The 24360-nt window shown below is 70.9% G+C and carries 23 protein-coding genes; 13 read left to right on the top strand and 10 right to left on the bottom strand.

The genetic code is table 11. The features are described 5' to 3' along the window. Window positions 1-111 precede the first annotated feature (111 nt). Window positions 112-2139 (top strand): sensor histidine kinase, encoded by a 2028-nt coding sequence (locus ID574_RS40095; protein WP_188194246.1) that lies wholly within the window; start codon window positions 112-114, stop codon window positions 2137-2139. On the opposite strand, the gene ID574_RS40090 is transcribed toward ID574_RS40095, so the two are convergent. Together ID574_RS40090 and ID574_RS40085 are read right to left on the bottom strand one after the other, a co-directional pair. After that, window positions 2096-3250 (bottom strand): epoxide hydrolase family protein, encoded by a 1155-nt coding sequence (locus tag ID574_RS40090; RefSeq protein WP_188194245.1) that lies wholly within the window; start codon window positions 3248-3250, stop codon window positions 2096-2098. The genes ID574_RS40095 and ID574_RS40090 overlap by 44 nt on opposite strands. Further along, entirely contained in the window at window positions 3250-3600 is a 351-nt protein-coding gene (locus ID574_RS40085) for a YciI family protein (protein ID WP_223167586.1), read from the bottom strand. The genes ID574_RS40090 and ID574_RS40085 overlap by 1 nt, the downstream gene beginning before the upstream one ends. A gap of 151 nt (window positions 3601-3751) precedes the next feature. On the opposite strand from ID574_RS40085, the gene ID574_RS40080 reads away from it, so the two are divergent. Together ID574_RS40080 and ID574_RS40075 are read left to right on the top strand one after the other, a co-directional pair. Continuing rightward, the gene (locus tag ID574_RS40080) at window positions 3752-4447 is read left to right on the top strand and encodes a CTP synthase C-terminal region-related (seleno)protein (protein WP_188194243.1); all 696 of its coding nucleotides are present in this window, start codon (window positions 3752-3754) and stop codon (window positions 4445-4447) included. Beyond that, window positions 4444-5322 (top strand): LysR family transcriptional regulator, encoded by an 879-nt coding sequence (locus ID574_RS40075; protein WP_188194242.1) that lies wholly within the window; start codon window positions 4444-4446, stop codon window positions 5320-5322. The genes ID574_RS40080 and ID574_RS40075 overlap by 4 nt, the downstream gene beginning before the upstream one ends. A 386-nt stretch (window positions 5323-5708) precedes the next feature. Here ID574_RS40075 and ID574_RS40070 read toward each other — a convergent pair whose 3' ends face one another. Next, the gene (locus ID574_RS40070) at window positions 5709-7322 is read right to left on the bottom strand and encodes a cellulase family glycosylhydrolase (protein WP_188194241.1); all 1614 of its coding nucleotides are present in this window, start codon (window positions 7320-7322) and stop codon (window positions 5709-5711) included. 115 nt (window positions 7323-7437) lie between these two features. Beyond that, window positions 7438-8079 carry a TetR/AcrR family transcriptional regulator gene (locus ID574_RS40065; RefSeq protein WP_188194240.1) on the bottom strand — a complete coding sequence of 214 codons (642 nt, stop codon included), beginning with the start codon at window positions 8077-8079 and terminating at the stop codon, window positions 7438-7440. Window positions 8080-8174: 95 nt separating this feature from the next. On the opposite strand from ID574_RS40065, the gene ID574_RS40060 reads away from it, so the two are divergent. From ID574_RS40060 to ID574_RS40050, 3 genes are read left to right on the top strand one after another with little or no spacing between them, the layout of a single operon-like run. Further along, entirely contained in the window at window positions 8175-8639 is a 465-nt protein-coding gene (locus ID574_RS40060; RefSeq protein ID WP_188194363.1) for a 2Fe-2S iron-sulfur cluster-binding protein, read from the top strand. Continuing rightward, the gene (locus tag ID574_RS40055) at window positions 8636-9625 is read left to right on the top strand and encodes an FAD binding domain-containing protein (RefSeq protein WP_188194239.1); all 990 of its coding nucleotides are present in this window, start codon (window positions 8636-8638) and stop codon (window positions 9623-9625) included. The genes ID574_RS40060 and ID574_RS40055 overlap by 4 nt, the downstream gene beginning before the upstream one ends. Continuing rightward, entirely contained in the window at window positions 9622-11880 is a 2259-nt protein-coding gene (locus tag ID574_RS40050; protein WP_188194238.1) for a xanthine dehydrogenase family protein molybdopterin-binding subunit, read from the top strand. The genes ID574_RS40055 and ID574_RS40050 overlap by 4 nt, the downstream gene beginning before the upstream one ends. Here the strand turns inward: ID574_RS40050 and ID574_RS40045 are convergent. Beyond that, window positions 11858-12412 carry a TetR/AcrR family transcriptional regulator gene (locus ID574_RS40045; protein WP_188194237.1) on the bottom strand — a complete coding sequence of 185 codons (555 nt, stop codon included), beginning with the start codon at window positions 12410-12412 and terminating at the stop codon, window positions 11858-11860. The two genes, ID574_RS40050 and ID574_RS40045, sit on opposite strands and share 23 nt — an antisense overlap. A gap of 85 nt (window positions 12413-12497) precedes the next feature. On the opposite strand from ID574_RS40045, the gene ID574_RS40040 reads away from it, so the two are divergent. Further along, window positions 12498-12944: a nuclear transport factor 2 family protein gene (locus ID574_RS40040; RefSeq protein ID WP_188194236.1), complete on the top strand. Its 447-nt coding sequence runs from the start codon at window positions 12498-12500 to the stop codon at window positions 12942-12944. Here the strand turns inward: ID574_RS40040 and ID574_RS40035 are convergent. Together ID574_RS40035 and ID574_RS40030 are read right to left on the bottom strand one after the other, a co-directional pair. Beyond that, window positions 12937-14223 carry an ArsB/NhaD family transporter gene (locus ID574_RS40035; RefSeq protein WP_188194235.1) on the bottom strand — a complete coding sequence of 429 codons (1287 nt, stop codon included), beginning with the start codon at window positions 14221-14223 and terminating at the stop codon, window positions 12937-12939. The genes ID574_RS40040 and ID574_RS40035 overlap by 8 nt on opposite strands. 63 nt (window positions 14224-14286) lie before the next feature. Beyond that, window positions 14287-14898, bottom strand: a complete 612-nt coding sequence (locus ID574_RS40030; protein WP_188194234.1) for a DsbA family protein — start codon at window positions 14896-14898, stop codon at window positions 14287-14289. Between the two features lie 343 nt (window positions 14899-15241). On the opposite strand from ID574_RS40030, the gene ID574_RS40025 reads away from it, so the two are divergent. The 4 genes from ID574_RS40025 (at window position 15242) to ID574_RS40010 (ending at window position 20231) form a co-directional block, all read left to right on the top strand. After that, window positions 15242-16852 carry a pectate lyase family protein gene (locus ID574_RS40025; RefSeq protein WP_223167564.1) on the top strand — a complete coding sequence of 537 codons (1611 nt, stop codon included), beginning with the start codon at window positions 15242-15244 and terminating at the stop codon, window positions 16850-16852. A gap of 10 nt (window positions 16853-16862) precedes the next feature. Further along, window positions 16863-17852 carry a pectate lyase family protein gene (locus ID574_RS40020; protein ID WP_188194233.1) on the top strand — a complete coding sequence of 330 codons (990 nt, stop codon included), beginning with the start codon at window positions 16863-16865 and terminating at the stop codon, window positions 17850-17852. 9 nt (window positions 17853-17861) lie between these two features. Then, window positions 17862-18815: a pectate lyase family protein gene (locus ID574_RS40015; protein ID WP_188194232.1), complete on the top strand. Its 954-nt coding sequence runs from the start codon at window positions 17862-17864 to the stop codon at window positions 18813-18815. A 204-nt stretch (window positions 18816-19019) separates the two neighbouring features. Next, on the top strand, window positions 19020-20231 hold the full coding sequence (locus ID574_RS40010; RefSeq protein WP_188194231.1) for a hypothetical protein: 1212 nt from the start codon (window positions 19020-19022) through the stop codon (window positions 20229-20231). On the opposite strand, the gene ID574_RS40005 is transcribed toward ID574_RS40010, so the two are convergent. Continuing rightward, window positions 20232-20720 (bottom strand): hypothetical protein, encoded by a 489-nt coding sequence (locus ID574_RS40005; RefSeq protein WP_188194230.1) that lies wholly within the window; start codon window positions 20718-20720, stop codon window positions 20232-20234. Window positions 20721-20902: 182 nt separating this feature from the next. After that, on the bottom strand, window positions 20903-21940 hold the full coding sequence (locus ID574_RS40000; protein WP_188194229.1) for an ROK family protein: 1038 nt from the start codon (window positions 21938-21940) through the stop codon (window positions 20903-20905). Window positions 21941-22103: 163 nt separating this feature from the next. Here ID574_RS40000 and ID574_RS39995 point away from each other — a divergent pair, with 163 nt between their 5' ends. Next, window positions 22104-22904, top strand: coding sequence for a CHAP domain-containing protein (locus tag ID574_RS39995; RefSeq protein ID WP_262496107.1), 801 nt, complete (start codon window positions 22104-22106; stop codon window positions 22902-22904). Between the two features lie 4 nt (window positions 22905-22908). Then, entirely contained in the window at window positions 22909-23661 is a 753-nt protein-coding gene (locus ID574_RS39990; protein WP_188194228.1) for a DUF429 domain-containing protein, read from the top strand. On the opposite strand, the gene ID574_RS39985 is transcribed toward ID574_RS39990, so the two are convergent. Beyond that, window positions 23648-24322 carry an inositol monophosphatase family protein gene (locus ID574_RS39985; protein ID WP_188194227.1) on the bottom strand — a complete coding sequence of 225 codons (675 nt, stop codon included), beginning with the start codon at window positions 24320-24322 and terminating at the stop codon, window positions 23648-23650. The genes ID574_RS39990 and ID574_RS39985 overlap by 14 nt on opposite strands. Window positions 24323-24360 lie beyond the last annotated feature (38 nt).

Raw genomic sequence — 24360 nt, 5'->3', positions numbered from 1 at the left:
CCCGGGGCCCCCGCCCACCGGCCGGGCGGGGGCCCCGCCTCCGGCATCCCGCCTCTACCTGACCGGCGCCGAGGACGTCATAATCCTTGCAGCTCAGGGAAAGCGGGGGACATGGCAGCGAACACTCGTGCGGTCACGGTGGCCCGGGTCGTCGCGGTCGCCATGGCCGTGGCGTCGCCGGTGCTCGGCGTCGCGGCGGTGCTGATCTGGGCCGGGCTGCCGCCGGAGTGGTCGCCGAAGGGGACGGTCAGCCCGCAGTCGGTGGTCGCCCTGACCTTTCCCGCGGTGGGCGCGTTCCTGATCTTCCACCGGCCGCGCCTCAACATGGCGTGGCTCATGTCCGTCGGCGGTTTCGCGGCCGGCCTCAGCGACTTCTCGGGCGCGATGATGTTACGCCTCGCCGCCGACGGGGACCTCGCCCTGGCGGGGTGGCTCAGGGTGCCGCTGCATCTCGGGTGGGGGTTGTGCGGCCTGACACTTACGCAGCTGCTGCCGCTCTACTCGCCGAACGGCCGCCTGCCTTCCCGGCGCTGGCGGCCGGTCTTGTGGCTGGGCTCCGCCGCCATCACGATCATGGTGGTGCGCAACGTGAGCCGGGCGCTCCCGGACGACGAGGGTTACCCGTTCCCGCGGATCATCCCCAACCCGCTGCAGATCCCGGCGCTGACCCCGTACCGCGACGTGATGGAGGTGGCCGGCTGGGCGGGCATCTTCGCGGCGATGACGCTGGCGGCGCTGTCGCTGGCGCTGCGGATGCGGCAGGCCGACTCGGTCGTCAGGCGGCAGATCGGGTGGCCGCTGTTCGCGTTCTCCGGCTACATCGTGTTCCTGATCGCGGGCCTCTTCGTGTCGTGGGGCATCTGGGTGGCGATCGCCTGGGCGGCGGCGATCCCGTTCACGGTGGCGTTCTCCGTGATGCGCTACCGGCTCTTCGGCATCGACACGCTCGTCAGCCGCACCTTCGTGGCGGTCGGCCTGGTGGCCGCGGTCAGCGCGGTGTACTTCGGCGTCGGCACGCTGTCGAGCCTGCTCGTCGCCGACTACGACAAGGTGGCCGGGGTCGCCGCCGCCCTGTTCGCCGGCGGGTTCTTCCAGCCGCTGCGGCGTGGCCTGCAGCGTACGGTGGACCGGCTGCTGTACGGCAGCGTCGGCGACCCGGTCGTGCTCGCCGAGCGCCTCACCCAGGCGGTGCGCCGCGGCGACCCGGCCAAGGCACTGACCTCGGTGGTGAGCGTGCTGCGCGACGGGCTGGCGGTCGAGGGCCTGGCCATCGAGGTGGCCGACGGCGAGCCGCGCTACGTCGAGAACGGCCGCGTGGGCGACGCGCCCCGCGAGGTCCCGCTGGTCTGGCACGGGGAACGCGTCGGCCGCCTGCTCGTCGGCCCTCCGGGGCCGCGCCGCTTCCCGGCCGCGCACAACGAGCGGGTGCTGACGACGCTCACCCCGTACGCCGCCGACGTGGCCCACGCCGTGCGGATGGCGGCCGACCTGCAGCGCTCCCGCGAGCGCATCCTGACCACCAGGGAGGAGGAGCGCCGTCGCCTGCGCCGCGACCTGCACGACGGCCTCGGCCAGACCCTCTCCGCCATGGCCATGACCATCAACATGGCCCGGCTCACTCTGAAGAACTCCCCGGACTCGGCCGACGAGCTGCTCAAGGAGCTCCACGGAGGGATGAGCGCCGTCACCAACGACATCCGCGAGCTCGTCTACGGCCTGCGCCCGCCCGCGCTCGACGACCTCGGCCTCGCCCGGGCGGTGCGCGAGCTGGCCGGCCAGTCGTCACCGGACACCGAGGTCGAGGTGCAGATGGAGGGCAGTCTGCAGAACCTGCCCGCGGCCGTCGAGGTGGCGGTCTACCGGATCGTCCAGGAGGCCCTCACCAACATCCGCAAGCACGCCGCGGCGTCGCTCGCCCGCATCGTGCTCCAGCGGGAACGGTCGGTGCTGCGGGTGCTGATCAGCGACGACGGCAAGGGCATCCCCGAGTCGTACCGGGCCGGCGTGGGCCTGGGGTCGATGCGGGAGCGGGCGGCCGAGCTCGGCGGGATCTGCGTGATCGGCGGCGAGCCCGGCGCGGGCACCCGCGTGGAGGTCATGTTCCCCCTCCTCGCAGCCCCGTCCGAGGCCCTGACCTGAGCGCCGCGAAGAACCCGCGGATGTCCTCGGCCAGCAGGTCGGGCGCGTCGTGGGCGGCGTAGTGGCTGCCGCGGTCGTAGTGGTTCCAGGACATGATCTTGGTGTGCGCGTGCTCGGCGAAGGCCCGGACCGACCCCAGGTCGCCCGGGAACTGCGCGACCCCGAGCGGGACCGTCATCGGGCCGGTCGGCGGCTCCTCCCGCTCGGCCTCGGCGTAGATGCGGATGGCCGAGCCCGCGGTGCCGGTGAGCCAGTGGATCGTGACGTGGGTGAGCAGCACGTCGGGGTCCAGGCCGCGCATGGCCTGCGCGTTCCAGCCGAGCAGGCCGGCGGGGGAGTCGGAGAGCGCGTGCGCCAGCGTCTGGGGCTGCTGGCCCTGCACGGCACCGTAGGAGGACTCGTGCTCGACGTAGTGCCGGAAGGCGTCCCAGGCGGCCCGGTCTTCGGGCGACAGCTTGTCCGGCCAGGTCGGGTCGTCATCGGGAGGCGCGGACCAGGCCTGGGTCACGTGCACGCCGACCACGGCCTCGGGGGCGATCCGTCCCAGCTCCGGGGAGATGAACGATCCCCAGTCGTTGCCTGCCGCGCCGTAGCGTTCGTGGCCGAGCCGCCGCATCAGCGCGGCCAGGGCTCGCGCGATCCGGCGGGGACCCCAGCCGGTGTCGGGCGTCGGCCCGGAGAAGCCGAAACCGGGCAGGGAGGGCACCACGAGGTCGAACGCGATCGTCGGATCGAGGCCGTGCCCGCGTGGGTCGCTCAGCGGGCCCAGGACCTCCAGGTATTCGGCGACCGTCCCCGGCCAGCCGTGACTGAGCACGAGCGGGAGCGCGTCCGGCTCAGGGGAGCGGACGTGCAGGAAGTGGACGGTCGTGCCGTCGACGGCGGTCGTGTACTGAGGGTAAGCGTTGAGTCTGGCCTCCCAGGCCCGCCAGTCATAGCGCTCGCGCCAGTGCTCGACCAGCTCCCGCACGTAGGCGAGCGGCACGCCGTAGCCGCGGTCGCCGCCGGCCGGCTCGGGCGCCCAGCGGGTGCGGGCCAGCCGGTCCCGCAGGTCGGCGAGGTCGTCGTCGGGGATCTCGATCCGGTACGGCCGGATCGTCTCGTCGGCCATCACTCGCCGCCCATGATCGGCCGGATGATCGTTCCGCGGGCGGGCTGCGGCCCGGGGCAGTGGCTCAGCCGGGCGGCGATCTCGGTGGCGCGGTCGAGGCCGGCGCACTCGACGATCCAGTAGCCGGCCAGCACCTCCTCGGTCTCGGCGAAGGGGCCGTCGGTGATCACCGCCGTGCCGTCGCGCCACAGGACCTGGCGCGCCTCCACCGGCGCGGTGAGCCCCTGCGTGTCGACCAGCTCCCCGGAGGCGGCCAACTCGGCGGTGAACTTCGCCAGGAACTCGCCGATCGCCGCCCCCTCCTCGGTGGACGTGTCGTAGTCCCGCTGCGAGCCGTAGACCAGGATCATGTACTTCACGGTCGTCTCCTTCCTCGTCCGGTGCCCTGCACAAGGGGGACGAAGTGGCGCCCGGCAACCGGACATCCCATGAGCATTCACTCATGACGGTCGCGTGGTCCGGCATTGCCGTTCATGACGGGGCGGTCGCATAGTGAGGGCCATGGACCGATCCCTGCGGGTCGCGGTCATCGGCGACCGCGACCCGGCGTTTCCTCCGCACCAGGCCACCGACGACGCCCTGCGCCACGCCGCCGCGCATCTCGGCGTCGGGGTGGACGTCCGCTGGGTGGCCACCGAGCCGCTCGAGTCCGATCTGGCCGAGGCGGAGGCCGCCGACGTGCTGTGGTGCGCGCCAGGAAGCCCGTACCGGAGCCTGCTCGGCGCGGTCGCCGCGCTCCGGCACGGCCGCGAGCACGGCGTCCCCACCCTGGGGACGTGCGGCGGATGCCAGCACATGGTGATCGAGTACGCCCGCCACGTGCTCCGGTACGAGGACGCCCAGCACGCCGAGTACGACCCGTACGCCTCGCGCCTGTTCGTCTCGGAGCTGACGTGCTCGCTCGCGGGCAAGACCATGCCCGTCACGCTCACCCCCGGCTCCCGGGTGGCCGCGCTCTACGGGGAGACCGAGGTCGAGGAGGAGTACTACTGCGACTTCGGCATCGACCCGGCGCGGCAGGGCACCCTGCACGACGGCGGCTTCCTGGTGACCGGCGTGGACGGCGACGGCGAGGCCCGGGTGCTGGAGCTTCCCGGGCATCCGTACTACGTGGCCACGCTGTTCGTGCCCCAGGCGCGGTCGCGGCCGAAGGCCCCGCATCCGCTCGTCGTCGGGCTGCTGCGGGCGGCGCTGTGACGTTCACGCAGCTCAGGATCCTGCAGGCGGTGGCGCGTGCCGGGAACATGACCCGGGCGGCCGAGGAGCTGTCCACCACGCAGTCCGCCGTCAGCCACGCGCTGCGCGCCCTGGAGCGCGAACTCGGGGTCGCGCTGCTGGTCAGGGGGAGCCAGGGGGTGGGGCTGACCGCGGCCGGCCGGGTCGTCCTGCGCCGCGCCACGCTCATCCTCACCCAGGTCGAGGCGCTGGAGCAGGAGGTGGCGGCGGCGCGTGGGCAGGAGCGCGGCAGCCTGCGGGTCGGCGCCATCCCGAGCGCCAACGCGCGCCTGCTGCCGCCGATCCTGAGGAGGTTCGGCGAGTCGCATCCGCGGGTGCGGCTCGCCGTGATGGAGGGCTCGGACGAGGAGGTCCTCGAATGGCTCCAGACGGGCGCGGTCGACGTCGCCACCGTGACCGCCGCCGTACCGGGGCTGGTCACGCGGCCGCTGGCGACCGATCGCATGCTGGCCGTGCTGCCCAGCGGTCACCGGCTGAGCACCCGCGATCCGGTTCCGGTCCGTGAGCTGGGCCGGTATCCGTTCATCATGTCCACGGGCGGGTGCGAGCCGCTGATCACGGCGCTCGCCCGGGCGGCGGGGGTGAGTCTGCGCTGCCACTACCGGGTGCGGGACACCGGCAGCATCCTCGCCATGGTCGCCGAAGGGCTTGGGGTGAGCGCGATTCCCGAGTTGTCCATGCCCGTCCAGTGTCCGGGTGTGCACGCGGCGCCGATGGAACCGGCCGCGGACCGTACCATCCTGCTCGCCCTGCCGCCCGACCCGCTCCCCACCGCCACCGCCTTCGCCGACCTGGCCACGGCGGTAGCTTCAGAGGTAGGGCCAGGTCGAACGTGACAACCTCAACGAACTCCTCGCCGACGCCGGTCTCCACGGCCACAAGTACGCCATCGACGCCATGCTGTGCGCCACGGCCCCTGGCCGCGCCCGGTTCTGTCACTGCCCTCACATCCGACCCCGGAGGACCTCACCGCCCTGTGCGGCGGCCGCGTCGTCGTCATCAAGATCTGAGATGCCACCCGCTGCCTTCCGGATCCTCGCCACGCCGGGTGCGGCGAGGCGAGGATCCGGTGGCCGACCGGGGAGGGTGGCGCCGGTATGCCGGGGGAAGGCGCGCCGGCCGGGACCGGTGCGCCGGGAGGAGCGCGCATCCCGGCGGAGGTCCGCCGCTCGTCCAGGACGCCGCGTTCGCTGACAGGCCGCGTCCCGGGGTCAGAAAGGTGTCAGGACGACGTGCAGGTGTAGGAGCCCGGGGCGGAGGTGTTGCCGCTGGGGCGGGCGGCCTGGAAGCCGAAGGTGGCCGAGGCGCCCGGCGCGAGGGCGCCGTTGTAGCTCAGGCTGCGGGCCGTCACGGTCTGCCCGCTGACGCTCAGCGCGGCGTTCCACGAGCCGGTGATCGAATGCCCGCTCGGCAGCGTGAACGTGACCGTCCAGCCGCTGATCGCCGCCGACCCGCTGTTGGTCACGGTGACCGGCTGCACGACGTACCCGCCGCTCCACTGGTTCTGGACGGTCCCCGCGGCCGTGCACCCGCCACCGGGGCCGCCGCCCGACGTCGTCGTGAACGTCGTCGTGGCGGAGTTGGCCGACACGTTCCCCGCCACGTCGCGGGCCCGCACGTACACCTGGTACTGGGTGGACGGGCTCAGCCCGGTCAGCGTGACCGAGTTGGTCGTGGACTGGCCGAGGAGCGTGTCGTTGGCGCCCTGCTCGCGGAAGACGTCGTACCCCGCCATCCCGGATCCGCCGGAGTCGGTGGAGGCCGACCACGTCAGGGTGGCGCCGGTCGAGGTCACGTTGGACGCCGACGGCGTGCCGGGCGTCGTGGGCGCGGTGACGTCGCCGCCCCCGCCGCCGAAGTACGTGGCCTCACGCGAGGTCTGCCCGATGCCGTTGGCCCCGTTGAAGATCCGCTGGCCCCACGAGGTCAGCGCGGAGGGGTTGAAGTTGGTGACCATGTCGAGGTATTCGACGCCGCCGCTGTTGCCGCTCCACGACCAGCCGATGTAGCCGACGCCCCGCTGCTGGGCCTGGGCCATGATCGTGTCCTCGTCGGGGTTGCCGTCGGAGTGGTTGTGCCCGAACTCGCCGATGACCAGCGGCAGGCCCGCGGTCTGGAAGGCGTTCAGGTACGCGGTGATCTCCGCGGCCGTGTCGAACACTCCGTACATGTGGACCGAGAACACCGTGTTGCGCTGCGGGTCCGCGTTGAACACCGACTGGGCGTTGTCCCGCATGGTGAACTGCCAGTCCTGCCCCCAGTTGGGCGCGTCGACCATCAGCAGGTGCTGGAAGCCCAGGCTCCGCATCCGGCTGATGGCGCTGGTGGTCGCGTTGGTCCAGGCGGAGACGTTGTTGTTGCCGTACGGCTCGTTGCCGATGTTGATGACGATGTAGTCCTCGGTGCCGGTGAGCGCGCTCCTGATGCTGCTCCAGTAGGTGACCGCCTGGTCGAGCGTGTACGCCCCGCTCTGCTCGCCGTACCCGGTGGTGTCGTGGTTCTCGAGCACGCATATTAACCGGTTCTGCCGACACAGCGAGACCACGTTGGCCACGTCGGAGGCCCCGTTGGCGGGCCACCTGCCGCCGCTCAGCACCACGCGCACCGTGTTGGCCCTCAGGGACTTGATGGCGGCGAAGGAGCTCGTCTGGCTCGTGTACCAGGTATGGGCATGGCTGACGCCGCGCATCACGAACGCGTTCCCGTTGGCCTCCACGATCCTGGTGCCGCTGACCCGGAGCCCGACCGCGGCGTGCGCCGGAGCGGCCGGGACGATCAGCATCGAGACGAGGAGCGACAGGAACGCCGCCGCCACGAGCCCGAGTCGTTTCCTCATGAGGGTGTGCCCTTCTCTCGGCATTAACCGGTTAGGCACACGTTCTTCTTCATCGGCCCCGATGTACAGCAATCGGGAACAGGCGGCGGAGAATGCCTGGATTCCGGTGAAACTTTCACCGGAGCGTCGGCAGGCCGGCGGCCATCGCACTGAGCATGCGGACGAGCGTGGGCACGAACGACGGGCAGGTGGCGGCGAGGTCGGGGTCCTCCGCGTAGACCTGGAGGATGGTCGGGGGCGGGTGGGAGGCGGGATAGAGCAGTCCGCCGAGGCCGGCGGCGGCCATGACGAGCTCCACGCCCTCGCCCTCCGTCAGGTCCGTGACCTCGGCGACCTTTCTGCCCAGGTCGCCGAGGTGGCTGTGCACGGCCCGCTTGTAGGTGCGCGCCGCCGGCACCGACACGTTGTGCTCCAGGCTGGTCGAGGCGTGGCTGAGCAGGTCGCACAGCAGCGGCCGCTCGTCGAGCGTCTCCGCCAGTGCTTTCACCACGTCGGCCGTGCCGGTGGCCGTCCGCAGCCGCTCGGTGACCGCCTCGACCCACTGCTCCCCCTCCTCCGCGGCCAGGTGGAGGTAGATCTCCTCCTTGGTGCCGAAATAGCGCACGATGTTGGACTTCGCCAGGCCGACGGCCTCCGCGACCGCGCCCAGGCTCACCGCACGTACGCCCGAGGCGGCGGCGAGCTCGCGCGCGGCGTCGAGGATCGCCTCGCGCCGCTGCTGCTTGTGCTCCGGCCGCCTGGCCCTGAGGAAAGTCATGGCGCTGCCAGGATAAGCCCCGACTTAAAAGAACACCGTTCTCTTGTTAAGAGTACGCCGTTCTGTTAGCGTCCCGGTGTGTGACCGAGATACGGATGCGAGTGAACGGCGTCGAGGAGAAGCTCGACGTCGAGCCGTGGGTCAGCCTGCTCGACGCGCTCCGCGAGCGCTTGGGGGTGACGGGCCCGAAGAAGGGCTGCGACCAGGGCGCCTGCGGCGCGTGCACGGTCCTCGCCGACGGCATGCGGATCAACGCCTGCCTGGCCCTGGCCGTCCAGTACGCGGACAAGGAGATCACCACGATCGAGGGGGTGACGCCGCACCCGCTGCAGGAGGCGTTCGTCCGCCACGACGGGTTCCAGTGCGGCTACTGCACCCCGGGCCAGATCTGCTCGGCGATCGCCATGCTGGACGAGTACGCGGCGGGCATGCCGAGCGCGGTCTCCGACGGAGCTCCCCAGCTCACCGAGGCCGAGATCAGGGAGCGCATGAGCGGCAACCTGTGCCGCTGCGGCGCCTACAACGGCATCGTGGACGCGATCAAGGAAGTGGCCGGATGAGACCGTTCGCGTACGTCAAGCCGCCCGACGTCGACGCGGCCCTGCAGGCGGTGGCCGCCGACTCCGGCGCCAGGTTCCTCGGCGGCGGGACCAACCTGGTCGACCTCATGCGCGAGGGCATCGAGCGGCCGTACACAGTCGTGGACGTCACCGGGCTGCCGCTCGACGAGGTGGCCGAGCTGCCCGGCGGCGGCCTGCGGATCGGTGCGCTGGTGCGCAACAGCGCCCTGGCCGCCGACCGGCGGGTCCGCACCCGCTATCCCATGCTGTCGCAGGCCATCCTGGCCGGCGCCTCGGCCCAGCTGCGCAACATGGCCACCGTGGGCGGCAACCTGCTGCAGCGCACCCGCTGCCCCTACTTCTACGACCAGGCGTCGGCCTGCAACAAGCGCGAGCCGGGCGCCGGCTGCGACGCGATCGGCGGGTTCAACCGCTCGCACGCGATCCTGGGCGTGAGCGACAGCTGCATCGCCACGCATCCGTCGGACATGTGCGTGGCCCTGACCGCCCTGGACGCCGTCGTCGAGGCCCGCAGCGTGCGCGGCACGCGCCGGATCCCGCTGGCGGACTTCCACCTGCTGCCGGGGGACACCCCGCACGTCGAGACCGCGCTCGCGGCCGACGAGCTGATCACCGCCGTCGAGGTGCCGCCGATCGCCGCCCCTTCCCGCTACCGCAAGGTCCGCGACCGGGCCTCGTACGCGTTCGCCCTGGTCTCCGTGGCGGCGGCGATGGAGGTCGAGGACGGGACGATCACGCAGGTCCGGCTGGCCCTGGGCGGAGTGGCGACGAAGCCGTGGCGTGCCCGCGAGGCCGAGCGGATCCTCCTCGGCGGGCCGGCCGCCGATGAGGCGTTCCGGCGGGCGGCCGACGCCGAGCTCGCGTCCGCCGTCACACGGCCGGGCAACGCGTTCAAGGCCGGCCTGGCCCGGGCCACGATCGCGGCCACGCTGCGCGACCTGACCCCCGGAGAGGAAGCGGCATGACCACCACGTACGCCGAGCGCACGGCCACCGAGAAGTACGTCGGCCGCCCCGTCGATCGGCTCGACGGCCCGGCCAAGACCACCGGCGAGGCCCGCTACGCCGCCGAGCACCGATATCCCGACCTCGCGTACGCCGCCCTCGTCCACGCGACCGTCGCCCGCGGCCGCATCACCGCCATCGACACCGCGGCCGCCCGCGCGGTGCCGGGCGTGATCGAGGTGCTCACCCACGAGAACGCCCCCGCCATGAAGCCCTTCAAGGTCAGCCTCCTGGACCCCCTCGGCGCGATGGCCTCCGGGACGTCGGTCAACTACCTGGCCACCGACGAGGTGCACTGGAACGGCCAGCCGGTGGCCGTCGTGGTCGCCGAGACGCACGAGGCCGCGCGGCACGCGGCGTCCCTGGTGCGGCCCGCGTACCAGGAGCTTCCGGCCGTGGTGGACTTCTCGGCCGAGGAGCCGAACGCCACTCCGCAGAAGAGAAGCATGCTGTTGGAGAGCGAGGCCGACAAGGGCGACGCGAAGGCCGCGCTGGCGGCCGCGCCGGTCTCGGTGGACCTGAGGTTCACCACGCCGCCGCACAACCACAATGCCATCGAGCCACACGCCACCACCGCCGCCTGGAACGGCGACCACCTGACCGTGCACGAGGCCACGCAGGGCATCCCATGGGTGCGCAAGCAGCTCGCGCTGCGGTTCGGCGTGCCCGAGCGGAACATCCGGGTGCTGTCGCCGTTCGTGGGCGGCGGGTTCGGCGGCAAGGGCCCGATCTGGGCGGGCACGCTGCTCGCCGTGCTGGCCGCGCGGGCGACCGGCCGGCCGGTGCGGCTGGCGCTCACCCGGGCGGGCGTCTACCACACGGTCGGCGGCCGGACCCCCAGCACGCAGCGGGTCGCGCTGGGGGCCGACGAGGACGGCAGGCTCACCGCCCTGATCCACACCAGTGTGGCCAGGACGGGAAGGGTCGGGGGTTGGCAGGAGCAGATCACCTCCGCCTCCCGGCACCTCTACGCCGCCCCGAACATTCACCTGCGCCAGCACCTCGTCCAGCTCGACCTGCTCCCCAACACCCCCATGCGGGCGCCGGGCGAGTCCATCGGCAGCTTCGCCCTGGAGTCGGCCGTGGACGAGCTGGCCTGGGAGCTCGGCATGGACCCGATCGAGCTGCGCATGCGCAACGAGCCCGAGCGCAACCCGGTGGACGGCAAGCGGTTCGCCCGGCGGTTCCTGCGGGAGGCCTACGCGCTGGGGGCCGAGCGGTTCGGCTGGAAGGAGCGGGACCCGCGGCCCGGCGCCATGCGGGACGGGCGGTGGCTGGTCGGCATGGGCGTCGCCACCGCGTACCACCCCGCGATGCACATGCCGGTGAGCGCCGCCGTGCGGCTGTCCGCGGACGGCGGGGTCGTGGTGCGCTGCGCCATGGCCGAGATCGGGGTGGGCGCCGCCACGGTGCAGGCGCAGATCGCCGCCGATGAGCTGGGCGTGCCGCTGGAGGCCGTACGCGTCGAGTCCGGCGATTCCGAGCTGCCGCTGGGCGCCATGGCGGGCGGCTCGACACAGACCGCGAGCGTGGCGGCGAGCGTGCTGGCCGCCTGCCGCAAGCTCAAGCAGTCCGCGCTGGCGCTGGCACGCCGGTCCCCGGACTCGCCGCTGCGCGGCCGGCGGCTGTCCGACCTGGAGGCCCGCGACGGCGGCCTCTTCCGCGGGGGGAGTGGCGAGACGTACGCGGCCATCCTGACCCGGGCGGGGCGCGATCACCTGGAGAGCGAGATCAAGCCCGGCATGCTGGGTCTCGTGGGCCCTCTCCGCGACCGCATGCGCTGGGTGAAAGCGGCGTGCGGCGCGCAGTTCTGCGAGGTGCGGGTGGACCGGGACACCGGCGAGGTGCGGGTGTCGCGCTGGCTCGGCGTGTTCGACGTCGGCCGGGTGATCAACGCCAAGCTGGTGGCCAGCCAGCTTCGTGGCGGCATCGTGATGGGCATCGGCCTGGCGCTGTCGGAGGAGACGCTGATCGACCCGCGCACCGGACGGATCGTGAACGCGAGCCTGGGCGAATACCACGTGCCCGTGCACGCCGACATCCCCCGTATCGACGTGCACTGGCTGGACGAACCGGACCCGACCATGCCGCTCGGATTGGTCGGGGTGGGCGAGGTCGGCATCACTGGGGTCGGCGCGGCCGTCGCCAACGCCGTGCGTCACGCCACCGGCAGGCGGATCGCCGACCTGCCCATCACTCTCGACAAGCTGCTGTGACGGCCGCGGCGGCGGCCCGGCCGGCCGCCCGCGCCGCCGTCGCCGCGCCCAGCGGATTCACCATCGCGGTGACGGTGGCCCCGTCGACCAGCACGAGCAGCTGCTCGGCGAGCAGGTCCGGGTCCGCCGCCCCCGCCTCGGCGGCCAGCCCGCGCAGGTAGTCGCGCAGCCGCTGCTTGTGCCGCCGCACCACCTCCTGTACGGCCTCGGACGTGCTGCCCAGCTCCCCGTAGGCGTTGACGAAGCCGCACCCGCGGAAGTCGTCCTCGCCGAACCACCGCTCCAGCCACTCGAACACGGCGGCGACCTTGACGGGCCGTTCCTCCACAGAAGAGATGAGCGAGGACATCCACCGCTCGTCCCGCCGCTCCAGGTATGCCACGACCAGCGCCTCCTTGGACGGGAAGCATTGGTAGAGCCGCTTGAGCGACACGCCGGAGGCGGCCCGCACGTCATCCATGCCCACCGCCCGCACGCCGCGCCGGTAGAACAGCTCGCCCGCCGCGACGAGGACCCGCTCCGCGTGTTCCATGACTCCTCCACTTGCCCGAGAGAACGAGCGTTCTCTAGGCTACCGATGGAGAACGATCGTTCTCCACCTGTCCTGAGGAGGCCCCATGACCCGCCCGCCCGTCCCGCCGTTCACCGAGGAGACCGCCCGCATCAAGGTCCAGGCCGCCGAGGACGCCTGGAACACCCGCGATCCGGACCGCGTCGCGCAGGCGTACACCGAGGACTCCGTCTGGCGCAACCGCGACGAGTTCCTGAAGGGCCGCGACGAGATCAGGGAGTTCCTGCGCCGCAAGTGGGCCAGAGAGCTGGACTACGCGCTGCGCAAGGAGCTGTGGGCGGTGTCGGGCAACCGCATCGCGGTGCGCTTCCAGTACGAGTCCCGCGACGCGTCCGGGCAGTGGTGGCGCAGCTACGGCAACGAGCAGTGGGAGTTCGACGAGTCCGGGCTGATGCGGCGCAGGGAGGCGAGCATCAACGACGTGCGCATCGACGAGAGTGAGCGGCGCATCTTCGGTCCCCGCCAGGGGCCGGAGGAGCTGCCGCTCAGGTGACCAGGTAACGCAGCCACAGGTACGGCACCGACAGCGCGACGGTCACCAGCGTCACCACGACGCCGTACCTGGTGAACTGCCAGAAGCTGATCGGCGTGCCGTTGCGGGCCGCGATGCCGATGATCACCACGTTGGCCGCCGCCCCCACCGCCGTGGCGTTCCCGCCCAGGTCGGCGCCGATGGCCAGGGCCCACCACAGCACCTGGGCCCCGCCGTTGGCCTGGACCAGCTCCTGGACGATGGGGCTCATGGTGGCCACGTACGGGATGTTGTCGATCACGGCGGACAGCCCGGCCGAGGCCCACAGCAGCAGCATGGTGGTCAACGCCAGTTGCCCGTGTGTGGCCTGCGCCGCGGCCTGGGAGATCAGCTCGATCACCCCCGTCTCCACCAGCGCGCCGACCATCACGAACAGGCCCGCGAAGAACACCAGGGTCGGCCACTCCACCTCGCGGATGGCGTCCTCGGTCGTCACCTTGGTCGCCGCCACCAGCACCCCGGCTCCGAGCAACGCCACCACCGACGGCTCGTAGTGCAGCACCGGATGCAGCACGAACGCGGCCATGACCAGGGCCAGCACGGCCAGCGACTGCCAGAGCAGGCGGCGGTCGGCGATGGCCTCGCGCTCGTTCAACGCCATGATCTCCGCGGCCAGGTCGGGGTCGTACGTGAACGACTTCCTGAACAGCCACCTGCACAATGCGATGAAGACGCCCACCAGCACGATGATCAGCGGCGCCATGTGGACCAGGAAGTCGTTGAAGGTCAGCCCGCCCCTGCTGGCGATGATGATGTTCGGCGGGTCGCCGACCAGCGTGGAGGCGCCGCCGATGTTGGAGGCCATGGCCTCGGCGATCAGGAACGGCGCCACGGGGAGGTTGAGCCGCTCGCACACGAGGAAGGTCACGGGCGCGATGAGCAGCACGGTCGTCACGTTGTCGAGCAGCGCCGACGCGCCCGCCGTGATCACGATCAGCAGCGCCATGAGCCGGAACGGCCGCCCCCTGGCCCGTTTGGCCGCCCAGATCGCGAGGTACTCGAAGACGCCGGTCTGCTTGAGCACGCCGACGATGACCATCATGCCGAGCAGCAGGAAGATCACGTTCCAGTCGATGCCGGAGTGCTCGGAGAAGAACGCCGCGCCGGCGTCGGTGGCGTGGACCAGCAGCATGATCCCGGCCCCGCCGAGCGCCGCCGCCACCCTGTGCACCTTCTCGGTGGCGATCAACGTGTACGCCGCGAGGAAGGCGGCCACCGCCACCCAGGCCGTCACCGTCAAGCCAGCTCCAGGATCGCCAGAGGACCGCCGATTCGGACTTACGGCGCACCCGACGCAAACTTATCAAGCGTGTTCGCGTTCCAGCAGGGGCTCCTCGTGCGGCTTGCCCTTGAGCTCGTGGAAGCCCGGAGTGCCGGCCACCAGCAGCGTGCCGTCCCAGAGCCGCCCCGCGTCCTCTCCGCGCGGGACCCGTGACACCACCGGTCCGAAGAACACCACCCGGCCGCCGTCCACCGAGACGATCGGGGTGCCCACGTGGTCGCCGATCAACGCCATGCCCTCGGCATGGGAGGCCCGTACGACGTCGTCGTAGTCGGTCGACATTCCGGCCTCGGCCAGCTCCACCGGTAACCCCGCCGTGGCCAGCGCCTCGCGGAGATCTCCCATCCAGTCGCCGGTGCCGGTCGTCCACAGCGCGGTGTACAGCCGCGCCAGCGCATCCTGTCCGTGATCGCGCTGCACGGCCGCGCAGATGCGGACCGGAATCCACAGGTATCCCTCGGGATCGCCCTCGGGGTCGTCGTCCCGCCCCTCGTTGAGCACCGACAGGCTCATAACGTGCCACTGCACCTCGACCGGCCGCACGGTGCTCACCTCCAGCAGCCACCGCGAGGTCAGCCAGGTGTACGGACATGACGGATCGAACCAGAAATCGGCCACGACAGTCCTAGTCATGATCATCACACTAAGCCATGCCCGTTTCTACAACCGCTTGCACGATCGTTACCTCCACCTTTGTCGCGCCGCGTCTCCCGCCACAGCCGGAATGCCAATCAATTGCAGCAAGCGATTGCAACAAAACTGCACACGTCATGCATTGACTCGTCTAACAATCGGTTGCATAAAGGTGTGAAGCTCGCGAGTTTACGCGCAACACCACAAGCAGTGAGGAACCCGTTCACCCCCACGGGCTCCACGGTCAGGGCTTGCCACCAGCGCTGCGAACGGACGCGCACATGCGCTCGCGAGTGAGAGGGCGGGGCGCGCCCGGTCGCCATCACGAACCGGAGGCTCCACGGTGCGCAGCAGGAAAGCACGCAAAACCCGCTTAACCCGCTCGGCATTCACCGCACTGGCCGCGGCCGTCGCCACCGCGACGGCCGCGGCACTGGTGCTGCTGGGTGTGCCGAGCGCGTCGGCCGCGACGCTGTTCGGCGACGACTTCGAGGACGGGAACGCCACGGGCTGGTCGAGATCCGGCGGGAGTTGGTCGGTGGTGACCGACGGCTCCATGGCGTACCGGCAGTCGGGGACCAGCGCGGACGCCCGCGCGGTGGCCGGCGCCGGATGGGGCGACCAGGCGGTGCAGGCACGGGTCAAGCCGATCGCGTTCAACGGCTCGGGACGGCACGTCGCCGTGCTGGCCAGGGCGCAGAGCACCAGCAGCTACTACTTCCTCGGGCTGAGCAACGCCGGCACGGTCGTCCTGGGCAAGCGCACCGGCGGCGCCCCGGCCACGCTCGTCACGGCGGCGGCCACGGTGGCCCCCGGCACGTGGTACACCCTCCGCCTGGAGGCGTTCGGCACGACCCTGCGCGGCTTCGTGGACAACGTGGAGGTCGTCTCCGTCACGGACTCGTCGTTCGGCTCAGGCCGCGCCGGGCTGGCCGGCTACTACGCCAGCGCCTCGTTCGACGACGTGCTCGTGACAGACGTCGGCGGCCCCACGGACCCGCCGACCACCCCCACGATCCCGCCCGGCACGTGCAACACCTCAGGCGCGCCCATCGGGTTCGCCGCCGTCAACGCCTGGGGCCAGAACGGCACCACGGGCGGCGCGGGCGGCCCGACGGTCGAGGTCGACACGGCCGGCGAGCTGATCGCCGCGATCGGCCAGAGCGGGCCGCTGAACATCTGCGTCCGCGGCATGATCACGGTGCCGGCCGGCATGCACAACGTCGCCTCGGACAAGACGATCGTCGGTGTGGGCGCGAACTCGGGCATCACCGGAGGCGGCCTCAACATCGGCCTGGCCCCGGACGACTCGATCACCTCGCCGCCCGCGAACGCCGTGCACAACGTCATCGTCCGCAACCTCGTCTTCAGAGGCGCCACGGACGACTCCATCAACGTCCAGATGTTCAGCCACCACATCTGGATCGACCACAACGACCTGGCCGACGGCTACGACGGGCTGGTCGACGTCAAACGCGGGTCGTCGTACGTCACGATCTCCTGGAACCACGTGCACGACCACACCAAGACCATGTTGCTCGGCCACGACGACGGCAACGACGCGCAGGACGTAGGCCGGCTGAAGGTGACGTACCACCACAACTGGTTCGACCGGACGCCGCAACGCAACCCGCGCGTGCGGTTCGGGGAGCCCGTGCACGTGTTCAACAACTACTACGTCTACAACACCGACGTCGGAGTGGCCTGCCAGGCGAACGCCGGGTGCGTCGTCGAGGGCAACTACTTCGAGCGCGTCGAGGAGCCCGTGACCAACTCGTACGCCGGCCCGGGCGGCAGATGCGTGGCCCGCAACAACGTCTTCGTGGACGAGTCGGGCGCGCCCGACTGCAGCGGCACCGTGCAGGAGCCCAGCACTTACTACGGCTACACCGTGGACGACCCCAACGGAGTGAAGGCCGCGGTCACCGCCGGCTCCGGCGTCGGGAAGATCTGAGGAGGCCGCCATGCTCTTCCGCGTCGCAGCCGTGGCCGCGCTCGTCGTGGCCCTCATTCCCGCACCGGCCGCGGCCGCCGAAGGCCCGACCGGATTCGCGACCGTGAACGTCCTCGGCCAGAACGGCACCACCGGCGGCGCCGGCGGCCCCACGGTCACCGTGACCACGACCCAGCAGTTCCTGGACTACATCGCGCGGCCGGGCCCGTACGTCATCCAGGTCAGCGGCACCATCACGCTCCCCACCGGCTCGACCGACGGCATGCACAACGTGACGTCCGACAAGACCATCGTCGGGCTCGGCGGCAACGCCGCCCTGGTCGGCGGCGGCCTCACCATCGGGCTGCCGGTGGACGACGACGTGACCTCGCCGCCCGCGAACGCCGTACACAACATCATCATCCGCAACCTCGCGTTCTCGGGGGCGACCGACGACCTGATCAACATCCAGATGTTCAGCCACCACATCTGGATCGACCACAACGACTTCTCCAACGGCGACGACGGGGCGGTCGACATCAAACGCGGTTCGGACTTCGTCACCGTGTCCTGGAACAGGTTCCACGACCACGACAAGACCTCGCTGGTCGGCCACGACGACGAGAACGGCCCGCAGGACATCGGCCGGTTGCGCGTGACGTACCACCACAACTACTTCGACGCCTCCGACCAGCGCAACCCGCGCGTGCGCTTCTCGGCGCTGACGCACGTCTACAACAACTACTACCGGGACAACAGCTACGGGGTCGCCTCGACGTACGACGCGCAGGTGCTGATGGAGGGCAACTACTTCTTCAGCGTCAACAACCCTGGCCGGGTGGCGTTCAGCGGCGACCTGGGGCGCATCGTCCAGCGCGACAACGTCCTCGTCGACTGCAACCACGAGATCGAGACCCGCGGCCCGGTGACGGAGCCGCGTACCTACTACTCCTACACCGCCGATCCGGCCTCGAGCGTCCCCACGGTCGTGCCCGCCGGCGCCGGCGTCGGGAAGATCTGAGGAGGCACCATGCTCTTACGCGTCGTAGCGGCGGCGGCCCTGATCGTCGCGCTCGTGCCCGCCCCCGCCTCCGCGGCCGACGGGCCGGTCGGCTTCGCCTCCGTGAACGCCATCGGCCAGAACGGCACCACCGGCGGCGCGGGCGGCACCGAGGTCACCATCACCACGGGCGCCCAGTTGAAGGACTACGCCGGCCGCGCAGGGGCGTACATCCTCCGGATCTCCGGCCGCATCCAGATCAGCGACATGATCACCGTCGTGGCCAACAAGAGCATCCTGGGCGTCGGCAGCACGGCCGAGATCACCGGCGGCGGCCTCCAACTGGGCTCGACGACCCGCCCCGGCAACAACGTGATCATCCGCAACATCACGTTCACGAACGCCGAGGACGACTCGATCAGCGTCACCAACAAGGCCCACCACGTGTGGATCGACCACAACGACCTGTCCGCCGGGTACGACGGCCTGCTGGACGTCAAGCGGGAGTCGGACTACGTCACGATCTCGTGGAACAAGTTCCACCACCACAGCAAGGCCATGCTGCTCGGCCACTCCGACACCTACACCGCCGACATCGGCAAACTGAAGGTCACCTACCACCACAACTTCTTCGACGGCACCGACCAGCGGCACCCCCGCGCCCGCTTCGGCGAGCCGGTGCACGTGTTCAACAACTACTACCGCGACAACTCCCTGTACGGAATCGCCTCGACCCAGAACGCGGGCGTGCTGGTGGAAGGCAACTACTTCGAGAACGTCGCCCATCCCATCCACGTCGGCTATGCGGAGAGCGACCCCGGCCGGGTGGTCGAGCGACGGAACATGTACGTCAACTCCGGCGCCCCGGAGACGGCGGGCACCGTCGTCGAGCCCGGCACCTACTACTCCTACACGCTGGACGACCCGGCCACCGTCCCCGCGAAGGTCCAGGCGGGCGCGGGCGTCGGCAAGATCGGCCTGTAAACCGATCGGCGCGCGGGGGCCGCCGGCCGGTGGCCCCCGCCACGCATTGCCGACCAGATCTTTCCGTGCCCTACGGCAAATGCGAGCATGCAGACGAACGAGCATGCTCGCCGGGAGGTGGGGGCGGTGGCACGAGGCTCTGGTGGGGAAGGGGCCGGACGTCCCGGGCCCGAGGGAGAAAGCCCCAGAGAGTTCGCGCTGGCGATGCTGCGTCTGAAGAGCTGGACCGAGCTCAGCTTCCGCGAACTGGAACGGCGCGCCGCCGCTGCCGGCGACAGCCTGCCGCGGTCGACCATCAGCAATGCCCTCGATCGGGGCAAACTGCCCGCGGCGCATCTCGTCGAGGCGTTCGCCAGGGCGTGCGGATGCGACGAGGACGAGGTGGCTGCGTGGGTGCGAGCGCGGCGGCGGGTCGCGGCGGCGAGCGTCGGAGAGCCGGACCGCCCCGATGCCTCCCTTGGCGAACCGCCGGCCACGGCGCGGTCACGGTCGCGGCGTAAGTTAACCGTCCTGTTCGCCGTGCTCGTGCTGATCGCGGCTGTGGCTGTGTGGGTGGCCATCCGTCCAGCGCAACCCGGTCAGACGCGTGAGGTCGCCTCTGCGCCTTTGAAGATCCTGCCGCCGAGCGAAGCACAGCTGGCCAACCCGCCGTCGCCCGCGCCGCACGCCAAGCCGGTCCTGTACGTCGGTGACTCGATCGCGGCGGAGACGGCCTCTGCCGTCAGCTATTTCGTGCACCGCAGCGGCAAGGGGGCGGTGACGGCGGCCACCCGTCCCGGCGCGGCGCTCTGTGACTTCCTGAACGTCGAGCGCTCTCGCCTGGTACCAGAAGACAGGCTCTCCGCGCTGGTCAGCGAGATGAGGCCGGCCGCGGTCGTCCTGCAGTTCTGGGGCTATTCCTCCGCCGACACGCCGTGCACGGGCGGGGCGAAACCCGGCACCGACCCTTACTACGCTCACTACGCCGCGGCCGCCGAGCAGACGACACGGGAGATCGAGCAGGCGTATGAGTCCTACAAGACCGACGCCACAGAACCGCCGCGCGTCCTATGGGTATTGCAGGGACCCGACCGAGCAGACCCCGGGAGGACTCGACGACTCAACGAGGAGATCTACCGGGAGGCCGGGGAGGTGATAGACGCGGGAGCGCAGGTGAGCATGGCGGTCTTCCCTTATGAGGTCATCGAAGGAGGCCGGTACAAATGGACGCAGTACCTGCCCTGCTCCGAGGACGAGCGTGCGCATGCGCTGTGCACGCATCCCAAGGCTTTCGGCGGGGTCACCGCCGTGCATCCCGACACCGATGACCACCTGCTTTGCCTGAACGCCGCGACACCCGAACGGTGCCTGGTGCGATCGCCCGGGCTGATCAGGTACAGCCGGGCGATCGCCGAGGCCGTCGTGGGCGCGTTGTGATCAGAACTTGCTGGTCTGATACCACATGCTGAAGATGTAGAAGACGCGGTCACCGAAGTCGTACCGGCCCCACGCGCCCCACGGCTTGCCTTTCCAGTACATATAGACGATGCCGTAGCAGAACTTGCCCCATGCGGGGCTGTACATGATGCGGGAGCATTTGTACTTGCCGGTGTTTTTGGTGATGGAACCGTTTTTGGAGGTCCTCGCGTAGCCCACCGAGACGGATTTGCCGGCGTGGCGGAAGGACTTCGTGTGTGACTTGTACTTCTGGGTGAACGGGCTGTAGAGCCCGGCGCTGGCGTCCCCGTCGCGGTCAGCGTCATTGGTGCAGAAGCCGATGGGCCCGTAGCTGCTGCCCAGCCACGGCTGCGGACAGACGACCTCGCCGCCCCGCGCATAGTGGAAATCCCAAGCAGACTCGGTTGTGGTGGCGTGTGCTGTCAGCGGCAGCGCGGCGGCCAACGCGGCGCCGGCCAGAGGGATCATCGTCCTCCGCATCGACGGGGGTCCTTCCTCATGCGATCCGACAGTGGCTGCCCACCATCGCAGCATCGCTGAGCCCGTCTCACCAGGTCCTCGACCGGCCGGGACAGTCCTGACCACCCTCTGCGCGCACGGGTTCGATGATCAGGGCTGAATTGTGATCATCGATGCATTGGGCCCCACCGTCAGCCGGACATCGGATCCACCCGACGCAGGGCATCGCGGGCCGCGATCGCCGCTCCCCGGGCCCCGGCCATGTCCAGGTCGGGGACGAGGGCGAAGACCGCCGCCCGCTGCTGCTCGACGCGGAGCACGGTGTGCTCGCGCACGCGCTCCAGCAGCCAGTTCCGGAACCGGGCCCCGGCCGCCACGACACCGCCGCCCAGGAAGTACGCGTGCGGATCGGTGAAGTTGGAGGCCATGGTGAACAGCCTCCCGAGCGCCTTCGCCTGCTGCTCGAAGATCGCGAGTGCCAGGGGGTCGTCCTGCTCGGCGTATGAGCGGAGCGCCTTGGCCGCGTACGGCAGCGGCTCTTTGGCCAGCGGGTGCTCGGTGAAGCGGGTCAGCCAGTGGGGGAGCAGGTTTCGCTCGATCGCGGTCAGGGACGCGATGCTCTCGATGTCGCAGACGTTGCCGCAGTTGCACACCGGCGACGGCTGCCCGTCGTCGAGCAGGCCGTCGGGCGGCAGGCCGACGTGGCCGAGCTCGCCCGCCATGCCGGACGCGCCCCGGACGACCTGTCCGGATTCGACCACCCCACCGCCCAGCCCGGTGCCCACGATCGCCGAGACCGACGAGCGCCGCATCGCCTCGGGCCCGAAGTAGGTGTGGTGGGCGTAGAGAGCCGCCGCGTTGGCGTCGTTGCTGTAGACCACCGGCAGCTGCAGCTTGTCCTCCAGCGCGGTCCGGATGTCGAACCCGCGCCATTCCGGGTGGACGAAGTTCGTCGAGCCCCGCGACGAGATCACCCCGTCGGCGCTCGCCGGCCCCGGCGTGTCCAGCCCGATCCCCGCCACGGCCGACCTCGGGACGTCCGTGAGCTCCAGCACCTGGTCGAGTGCGGCGGTGAGCGCCTGCAGCGCCGCCCGGGGACCTTCGCGTACGTGACTCGGCGACTCGGCCATCCCCGGCACCAGGAACCGGCCCGAGGAGTCGAGGACGGTGGCGTTGTTCGCGTTGCCGCCGTTGTCGAGACCGACGATGTACCACGGACTGGAGCTCATGCCCGCTCCTCACGGCGAAGCCGATCATTCTGGGGACCGAGGCCCCGCCCCAGCATGGCCGCACCCCGCCGCAGACAGCAAGGCCCTTTCCTGATCTATCGTCCCTCCGCCCGATCGTCACTCAGGAGGTGTGACCGATTACCATGTGTAACAGAATGGGGCCATGAAGATCCGATTCCAGCGTGTCATCGCCATGGCCCCGATCCTGGCCGCGGCCGTCATCCTCGCGCCCGCCCAGCCCGCGGCCGCGGACATCACCGCACCGGCCGACACCGACGGCATCCCGCTGAAGGTGCACTCCGGTCCCGGCACCCGATTCTCGATCGTCGGCACCGTCCCGGACGGTTTCAAGGTCACCATCACGTGCCAGACCACGGGCGACTCCGTGCAGGGCACCTTCGGCGCCTCCGCCGTCTGGGACAAGATCACCACCGGAGGATACGTCCCGGACGCCTACGTCGACACCGGCACCGACAAGCCGGTGGCCCCGCCATGCGACGGCGGCTCGGCCCTGGTCGACGACTACCCGTACAACAAGGCCTCCTATGAGCAGGCCGACCCCTGGAACTTCTACAAGCGCGAGTGCGTCTCCTTCGTGGCGTGGCGGCTGCGCAAGCTCCACGGCATCCGGTTCCACAACCACTACAAGGGCGTGCACTGGGGCAACGCCAACAGGTGGGACGAGGCGGCGCGCAAGGCGGGCATCAAGGTCGACAGGACGCCGGCGGTCGGCGCCGTAGCCCAGTGGAACCCCGGCCCGTACGGCCACGTCGCCTATGTGGCCAGGGTGAGCGGGGACTGGGTGACGCTGGAGGAGTACAACATGGGCGGCAGGCGCACGTACAGCACCCGAACCGTCCGGGCGGGCGCGGTGGAGAACTACATCCACATCGCCGCCGACCCCACGGCGCGAATCGCCCCACGCCCGCAGTCGTCCCAGCCGGCGGGGCGGGTCCTATCGTGAGGGGATGGTGACGGTCGGGATCGATCTCGCCGCTGAGGCGGCTCGGACCGCCGTGGCGTGGCTCGACTGGTCGTCCGCCGGTGCTCGGCTGGTCAGGGTGGAGCTCGGGGCGGACGACGGCCTGATCGTCGAGGCCGTGACGGGTGCGAGCAAGGCCGGGATCGACTGCCCGTTCGGCTGGCCGGACCGATTCGTCGAGTTCGTGAGCGCGCACCGCGCCGGCCACGTCCGGGTGCCGGAGGGGCTGGCGGGCCGGGTCTGGCGGCGGGACCTGGCGTTGCGCGTCACCGACCAGGTGGTGCACGCGCAGACCGGGCTGACGCCGTTGAGCGTGTCGGCCGATCGCATCGGCCATGCCACCATGCGGTGCGCCGCCCTCCTGGCCGAGCTGGCACGGCGCGGCCGGCCGGTGGACCGCCGGGGCGGCGGGGCCGTGGTGGAGGTGTATCCGGCGGCCTGCCTGAAGCGGTGGGAGCTGCCGTTCCGGGGCTACAAGCGGGTGGCCAACCTGACCGAGCTGGGCCGGCTCGTGGATCGGCTGCTGGAGGCGGCGCCCTGGCTGGACCTGGGCGAGTACGAAGCGCTCTGCAGGGCCTCGGACGACGCCACCGACGCCGTCGTGTCGGCGCTCGCCGCCCGTGCGTCCGCTCTCGAGCTCGTGACCGTGCCGGAGGGCGAGCAGGCCGGACCGGCCGCCACGGAGGGGTGGATCGCCCTGCCCACCACCTCCCTGGACCGCCTGGTCACCGAAGGGTGAGCTGTTCGCCGATGAGGTCCAGCAATGCGGCATGCGTCTCCCGGTCGGCCGCCACGACGAGCCCGCCTGCTCCGGTGTGCGGCGGCCGGCCGTCGAGGCCGGTCACCACGCATCCGGCGGCCCGGCACAACGCGATCCCGGCGGCGAAGTGCACGCTGTCGTGCAGGAGGCGGCCATCGGTGACGTACGCGGCCCGCCGGCCGGCGGCGACCCAGGCCACCGCCAGGGTGGTGGAGACGACGCGCGGCCGGAACCTCTCGGCGAACCCCGGATCGCCGAGCAGCCGAACCGCCCGGAAGCCCGGCTCGTTCGGGAACGGCGGATGCACCGCGACCTCCGAGCCCACGCGCAGGGCGACGTTCACCACGACCAGCATGTTCCGCACGGCATAGTTCGACGTGCCGCACAGGGGGTCGACCAACCACATCCGCGCCGCCGCGCCGGAGCCCGTGCGCCCGCTCTCCTCGCCCGTCACGGCATCGTCCGGCCGGGCCGTGCGGACGACGTCGATGATCGCCTTCTCCGCCTCGATGTCCGCGGCCGTGGCGAAGTCGCCGGCGGATTTCTCGAACCGCGTCAGCGACGCGCCGTACATGCCGCGCACGACGGCGGCTCCCGCCCGCGCCGCCGTCACAGCCAGCTCCGCGTCCGTGATCATCATGCACGCAGGATGGACCCCGCTCCCGCCCCACCCGGCGG

The sequence above is a fragment of the Nonomuraea sp. SYSU D8015 genome, from assembly GCF_008065375.1.
Taxonomy (GTDB): domain Bacteria; phylum Actinomycetota; class Actinomycetes; order Streptosporangiales; family Streptosporangiaceae; genus Nonomuraea.
The sequence above is the reverse complement of the archived record's forward strand: the minus strand, read 5'-3'. Positions and strand labels throughout refer to the sequence as shown.

Bases quoted from the DNA above. Each gene is read 5' to 3' on its own strand.
- ID574_RS40085 (WP_223167586.1), bottom strand. From the start codon at position 3,600: ATGATCCTGGTCTACGGCTCGCAGCGGGACTACGACACGTCCACCGAG.
- ID574_RS39985 (WP_188194227.1), bottom strand. From the start codon at position 24,322: ATGATGATCACGGACGCGGAGCTGGCTGTGACGGCGGCGCGGGCGGGA.
- ID574_RS40010 (WP_188194231.1), top strand. From the start codon at position 19,020: ATGCTGCGTCTGAAGAGCTGGACCGAGCTCAGCTTCCGCGAACTGGAA.
- ID574_RS40080 (WP_188194243.1), top strand. From the start codon at position 3,752: ATGGACCGATCCCTGCGGGTCGCGGTCATCGGCGACCGCGACCCGGCG.
- ID574_RS40040 (WP_188194236.1), top strand. From the start codon at position 12,498: ATGACCCGCCCGCCCGTCCCGCCGTTCACCGAGGAGACCGCCCGCATC.
- ID574_RS39990 (WP_188194228.1), top strand. From the start codon at position 22,909: ATGGTGACGGTCGGGATCGATCTCGCCGCTGAGGCGGCTCGGACCGCC.
- ID574_RS40095 (WP_188194246.1), top strand. From the start codon at position 112: ATGGCAGCGAACACTCGTGCGGTCACGGTGGCCCGGGTCGTCGCGGTC.
- ID574_RS40020 (WP_188194233.1), top strand. From the start codon at position 16,863: ATGCTCTTCCGCGTCGCAGCCGTGGCCGCGCTCGTCGTGGCCCTCATT.
- ID574_RS40045 (WP_188194237.1), bottom strand. From the start codon at position 12,412: ATGGAACACGCGGAGCGGGTCCTCGTCGCGGCGGGCGAGCTGTTCTAC.
- ID574_RS40090 (WP_188194245.1), bottom strand. From the start codon at position 3,250: ATGGCCGACGAGACGATCCGGCCGTACCGGATCGAGATCCCCGACGAC.
- ID574_RS40050 (WP_188194238.1), top strand. From the start codon at position 9,622: ATGACCACCACGTACGCCGAGCGCACGGCCACCGAGAAGTACGTCGGC.
- ID574_RS40070 (WP_188194241.1), bottom strand. From the start codon at position 7,322: ATGAGGAAACGACTCGGGCTCGTGGCGGCGGCGTTCCTGTCGCTCCTC.
- ID574_RS40060 (WP_188194363.1), top strand. From the start codon at position 8,175: ATGCGAGTGAACGGCGTCGAGGAGAAGCTCGACGTCGAGCCGTGGGTC.
- ID574_RS40000 (WP_188194229.1), bottom strand. From the start codon at position 21,940: ATGAGCTCCAGTCCGTGGTACATCGTCGGTCTCGACAACGGCGGCAAC.
- ID574_RS40005 (WP_188194230.1), bottom strand. From the start codon at position 20,720: ATGATCCCTCTGGCCGGCGCCGCGTTGGCCGCCGCGCTGCCGCTGACA.
- ID574_RS39995 (WP_262496107.1), top strand. From the start codon at position 22,104: ATGAAGATCCGATTCCAGCGTGTCATCGCCATGGCCCCGATCCTGGCC.
- ID574_RS40015 (WP_188194232.1), top strand. From the start codon at position 17,862: ATGCTCTTACGCGTCGTAGCGGCGGCGGCCCTGATCGTCGCGCTCGTG.
- ID574_RS40030 (WP_188194234.1), bottom strand. From the start codon at position 14,898: ATGACTAGGACTGTCGTGGCCGATTTCTGGTTCGATCCGTCATGTCCG.
- ID574_RS40055 (WP_188194239.1), top strand. From the start codon at position 8,636: ATGAGACCGTTCGCGTACGTCAAGCCGCCCGACGTCGACGCGGCCCTG.
- ID574_RS40065 (WP_188194240.1), bottom strand. From the start codon at position 8,079: ATGACTTTCCTCAGGGCCAGGCGGCCGGAGCACAAGCAGCAGCGGCGC.